Annotated in this window: 6 protein-coding genes; 3 read left to right on the forward strand and 3 right to left on the reverse strand. The window is 59.5% G+C overall.

The window, feature by feature from the left end; translation table 11 throughout:
* Positions 1 to 134: 134 nt before the first annotated feature.
* Positions 135 to 1,166 carry a HAMP domain-containing methyl-accepting chemotaxis protein gene (locus QMX98_RS32175; protein WP_282411950.1) on the forward strand — a complete coding sequence of 344 codons (1,032 nt, stop codon included), beginning with the start codon at positions 135 to 137 and terminating at the stop codon, positions 1,164 to 1,166.
* A 413-nt stretch (positions 1,167 to 1,579) separates the two neighbouring features.
* Here the strand turns inward: QMX98_RS32175 and QMX98_RS32180 are convergent, their stop codons facing one another.
* Positions 1,580 to 2,326, reverse strand: coding sequence for an SDR family oxidoreductase (locus QMX98_RS32180; protein WP_021703069.1), 747 nt, complete (start codon positions 2,324 to 2,326; stop codon positions 1,580 to 1,582).
* A gap of 360 nt (positions 2,327 to 2,686) precedes the next feature.
* Between QMX98_RS32180 and QMX98_RS32185 the strand changes: the two genes are divergently transcribed.
* On the forward strand, positions 2,687 to 2,923 hold the full coding sequence (locus tag QMX98_RS32185) for a DUF2798 domain-containing protein (protein ID WP_021703070.1): 237 nt from the start codon (positions 2,687 to 2,689) through the stop codon (positions 2,921 to 2,923).
* 213 nt (positions 2,924 to 3,136) lie between these two features.
* Here the strand turns inward: QMX98_RS32185 and QMX98_RS32190 are convergent, their stop codons facing one another.
* Both QMX98_RS32190 and QMX98_RS32195 read right to left on the reverse strand, forming a co-directional pair.
* Positions 3,137 to 3,811 carry a haloacid dehalogenase type II gene (locus QMX98_RS32190; protein ID WP_021703071.1) on the reverse strand — a complete coding sequence of 225 codons (675 nt, stop codon included), beginning with the start codon at positions 3,809 to 3,811 and terminating at the stop codon, positions 3,137 to 3,139.
* Between the two features lie 65 nt (positions 3,812 to 3,876).
* A complete protein-coding gene (locus tag QMX98_RS32195; RefSeq protein WP_021703072.1) occupies positions 3,877 to 4,575 on the reverse strand; it encodes a glutathione S-transferase C-terminal domain-containing protein in 699 nt (232 codons plus the stop codon).
* A 101-nt stretch (positions 4,576 to 4,676) separates the two neighbouring features.
* On the opposite strand from QMX98_RS32195, the gene QMX98_RS32200 reads away from it, so the two are divergent.
* A partial coding sequence (locus QMX98_RS32200; protein WP_282411951.1) for a TetR/AcrR family transcriptional regulator occupies positions 4,677 to 5,167 on the forward strand: 491 nt, incomplete at its 3' end.

Raw genomic sequence — 5,167 nt, forward strand, 5'->3', positions numbered from 1 at the left:
GTAAGCGCTTCGACTTCAAGTGTCCGATCGAGGTTATGGACGAGGTGATGCAGGAAGCTATGGCTATGCGGCATGATGCTCCAGCTTCAATTCAATAACCGTGTTGCACTCAGCTCCTGTAACCGCCTACTTTAATGTCAGGAAGCTTAAGCTCTGTTAGTGTTTTGGCTATTCTCTCTCCTCTTGGAAGACTGGTTGAAAGAGCCAGGAATATTTCCAATAACCCATTAAGTCAATCCCTCTACACTGGGCGCACCGATGAGTTTGGCCAAATAGAGTTTGCTTTACGAATGATGCAAGCTGAAACAGGCGCCATAGTAGGTCGCATAGGTGATGCATCAAATCGGCTTAGCGAACACACCCGAGGCCTACTAAAGGATATTGAGTCAAGCAATGTACTTACAGTTGAGCAGCAGGCAGAGACAGATCAAATAGCAACGGCAGTAAACCAAATGGCGGCAAGCATTCAAGAGGTTGCGAGCAATGCACAGCATGCTGCAGATGCGGCCGGAAGAGCAGACACTGAGACGGCATCTGGCCAGCGTCTGGTAGCCCACACAAGCCAGTCAATCACTGCCCTTGAAGGTGAAATTAGGCAAGCCGCTCAGGTTATTCATGAGCTTGAAGGTCAAAGTAACGAGATATCAAAAGTTCTTGACGTTATACGAGGGATCGCCGAGCAAACGAATTTGTTGGCACTCAACGCAGCAATTGAGGCCGCGCGTGCTGGTGAGCAGGGGCGTGGTTTTGCTGTTGTCGCCGATGAGGTTCGCAGTCTTGCTGCTCGCACACAGCAATCGACAACGGATATTCAAAGCATGATCAGCGCTCTACAAGAGCGAGCGCAATCCGCTGTTACAGTCATGGAGCAAAGTAGTCGGCAAGCGCACACGAGTGTAGCTCACGCAGAGGAAGCAGCTACAGCTCTTGATGGAATTGGCCAACGTGTTAACGAAATTACCGACATGAACGCGCAAATAGCGACTGCGGTCGAGCAGCAGGGAGCAGTAAGTGAAGACATCAACCGCAGTATTAACAATATACGCGATGCTGCTGATACCAATGTACAGACCGGGCAGAATAATTTGCAAAGTGCGAAATCTGTCGCTCAGTTAACTAGCGCTCTGAGCGAACTGGCAAAACAGTTTTGGGAAAAACGAGGATAACGCTTTTCAGTATCTCGACAGGGATAACTTACTTTACCATCGGTTATCCCTTTTAGCCGCACAAATTTTAGCCATGGCTTTTCAGGAAGTCAGGGCTATCAGAATGGCCTTAGAAAGCCTAGTCAAAGAGCTGTCACGAGAACACCGTTAGCTTAGCGTACGATTTTTTCCGAATTCTGCGGTTCCCCCATCAAGGAGCGTTCGCAGGTCGCCATCAATGAGGGCGAACCGAAGAGCAATCCCTGGGGCGGCCAACTGGTGGGTGGTCCGACCACAGCCAGTACCGGCAATAATGTGGACGACAATATGTCGTTCAGCCAGTTTGCCTGAGTGCGCCTGACGGCCGCCTGATGGCGGCCTTGCTGCGATGAACATGCACCGCAGGGCATATGCCCTGCCGGCGCATGCCATGGTCAGCGCAGGGTGTAGCCGTTGTCGACGATCAGGTCCTGCCCGTGGATGCCCCGTGCGCCCAGCGACAGCAGGTGCAGCATGGCGTCGGCGATCATGGCGGGTTCGAGAAATGCCCCATTCAACAAACGCTGTTCCACTGTCTTGGCCACCGCCGCCAGCGCGTCGTCGCTGAGTTGCAGGGTGCCCCAGATCGGTGTTGCCGTGGGCCCTGGCGATACCATGTTGACCCGGATGTCGTCGGCTGCCAGCTCGACGGCCAGGTTGCGCGCAAAGGCTTTCAGGGCCGCCTTGGAGGCAATGTAGGCGGCGAGGCCGGGAAAGGTTGCCTGCGAGAGAAAGGTGCCGGTGAACACGACCGAGGCTGGGCGGGCCAGGTGGGCTTTCAGGCTGGCCAGGGTATTGAGCGCGCCCGCGCCATTGACGGCCCATTGCCGCTCGAAGGCTGCGGCATCCAGGCCATCGGCCAACTGGGCGATCCCGGCATTGGGGGCCAGGTAGTGTATCGGGCCCAGGGTGTGCGCATACCGGGCCAGCCTGGCGAGGTCGTCGGCGCGGCTGATGTCGCCTTCAAGCCAGGTCAGTCGTTCTCCGTAGTGTTCCTGCAAAGCCCCCAGCTCACCCTGGTGACGGCTCATGGCCAACACCCTGGCCCCGGCCTGGAGCAGGCCGGTCGTCAACGCGTAACCGATGCCCGAGCTGGCACCGGTGACCACAGCCAGGCGATTGTCGAATTCGTTGTGCTGCATGGTTTGTCCTTGCATTCAGTGGGTGAGCACTGTGCTGAACACAAACCATGCCAGTATATAAGTTGTTTAAAAACAGTAGGTTGTGATTTTTGTTGTCGTTATGACCTGGAGTTTTTGTGGTCGCGGTGACTCATCGGTGGTCGCGATGACCCGGCCAGGCGAGCGCATTGCCTCCAGGCTCGTTCCGCATAGAATGCGCAGTGGGGACAATCGGTAAAATGTTCTGCACGGACGGATAAAACCACTGTGCGCATTCGCGGCAGGATAACAGCCATGCCAGGCGCCTTTGTGGCGTTCACGCGTTGAGGGCATCGAGGCGGAGGCGCATGGCGCGCTTCCCGTAACCAGGGGGCATGTACAGTGATCAAGCTATCGAAACGCCACGGGCACCATCTTTTTGCGTTGTTGCAGTCGGCCATTACCTGTGCGATTGCCTCGGCAATTGCCAGCCGTCCGCTGTTTCCCGTGGAACGGTTCATGGGGCACTGGTCGAAGGCCTGGGTGTTGTCCTGGCTGATGATGATTCCGGTGGTGCTGTTGATCGCGCCCTGGCTTCGGCGCCTGGTCAATTACCTGACCGACAGCGACAACCTCTGAGCCCACCGCGCAGCGATGGCATCGGCGGGCCTGAGTGAAAACGCCTACAGGGTGAAAAACGATGACGGCACTCGCGAGCGTTTCCGTACGCCGGGGCAAGCCTTCTCGCCTGGGGAACAGGTACGCATCGACGGCATTCGCCTTGTTCACTAGCAGCCCTGGCCCGAACGGCGCCCCGGCCATCATCCATGGGCGCCGTTCGCGCGGACAGCTTCAATCGAGCAGCCAGTCGCTCATCTCGCCCAGGTCACGTACTTCACGGGTCGGGGTGGCGCCCAATTCATCGAACACGGCCCCCTGACGATTGACCCAGCACACCGGAAAGCCGAAGTGCCGGGCGCCGGTCGCATCCCAACTGTTGGACGAGACGAACAGCAGCCTGTCCCTGGGGATGGCCATGGTTTGTTCGGCCAGGCTGTAGACGCGGTTGTCCGGCTTGAACACCTTGACCGTTTCGACACTGATCAGGTGGTCGAATGCCCAGCCCATGTCCGAGTGGCTGACGACCTGCTCGATGGAGTGGTGCGAGCCGTTGGAGGCGATGGCCATGGGCAGGCCGCTTGCTTTCAGCCGCCGCAAGGCCGCGGTCGTGTCCGGGTGGGGAGCCAGGTGCAGGTAGGCCTGGCCGAGCTGCCGCAGAGTGGTTTCATCCGTGGCGAGCCCCAGGTGCTTGCAGGTGTAGCGCAGGGCTTCTTCGGTTCGTTGCTCGAAGCTGGCATAGCGGCCCATGAGGCTGCTCAGCCAGGTGTATTCGAGCTGCTTCTGTCGCCACAGGCGGGAGATGGCCTCACCCTGGCCCGGGTAGGCGCTTTCGCAGGCCTGGACGACGGAGTGCACGTCGTACAACGTGCCGTAGAGATCAAAAACGATGCCTTCAATGGGTTGCATGCCACACCTCTCTGGGGATCGTGTCCGGGGGTCAGCGTGCGCTGGGCACGCTGACCCGGTGAGGCTTACGCCGGGTAGTTGGAGGGGAACAGCGCGCGGCGCATCTGCTCGTCGAGGTCTTTCTTGAAGGCGTGGTCCTTGCCCACTTCACGGGCACGGGCCGCCGCCGGGCGCGCATCGATGGCCTGGAACCAGCGCTGGATGTTGGGGTAGGCGGCCAGCGGGTCGCTTTCGCCCTTGAGCACGCGCGAGGCACGGTCGATCCAGCCCCAGGCTGAGATGTCCGCCAGGGTGTAGCTGTCGCCCACGATGTAGTCGCGCCCGGCGAGGTGCTCATCCAGCACCTGGTAGTGCCGTTCGGCTTCGCGCCGGTAACGGTTGATTGCATAGGGGATGCTCTCCGGCGCGGCATACTGGAAGTGCACGGCCTGGCCGGAGAACGGCCCGATACCCGTGGCGATGAACATCAGCCACGACAGCAGTTCGGGTTTGTCGGTCGGCGCGCCCATGAGCTGCCCGGTCTTTTCGCCGAGGTAGAGCAGGATGGCGGTCGAATCGAACACCCGTGCCTCGCGGCCACCGGGGCCTTCGCTGTCGACGATGGCCGGGACCTTGCCATTGGGGTTGATGGCCCGGAACTGCGCGGTGTGCTGTTCGCCCTTGCCGGTATCGAGAGGAACCAGCTGGTAGGGCAGCCCGGTTTCTTCCAGAAACAGGGCGACCTTGGCCGGGTTGGGCGTGGGGTGGTAGTAGAAATGAATCATGCGGGTGGGGTCCTGTCTTGTGTTTTAGATCGTTCGATCTAGAATAGGGCCGTCTACAGAAAAAGGGCAACACCTGTGTTGGCCTGGCAATGGGAGTACGGATGGCTCGGCCAAGAGAGTTCGATGAGAGGGCGGTGCTCGATGCAGCCGTTCAATGTTTCTGGGCCCGTGGCTATGAGGCCACTTCGGTGCGTGACCTGGCCCAGGGCATGGGGCTGACCAGTGCCAGCCTGTACAACGCTTTTGGCGACAAGCGCTCGCTGTATCGCCGTGCGCTGGACCATTACGTCGAAGAGGGTTTTGCCGACAGGGTGCGGCGATTCGAAGGCGTCCTGCCGCCGCGCCAGGCCATCGAGGCGTTCTTCGACGAGATACTCGAACGCTCGCTCAACGACCCCCAGCACAAGGGTTGCATGCTGGTGAATTCCGCCCTTGAGGCCTCACCGGACGACCCCGACTTCCAGCGCGCCGTGGCTGCTGTCCTGATACAGATCGAGGCCTTTTTCCGGCGCTGCGTGCTGGCCGGCCAGCACAGCGGCGCCATTTCCTGCGCGCAGCCGGCGGACGATCTGGCGCGCCTGCTGCTGGGCAT

The organism is Pseudomonas sp. PS02303 (assembly GCF_029959925.1).
Taxonomy (GTDB): Bacteria; Pseudomonadota; Gammaproteobacteria; order Pseudomonadales; family Pseudomonadaceae; genus Aquipseudomonas; species Aquipseudomonas mandelii.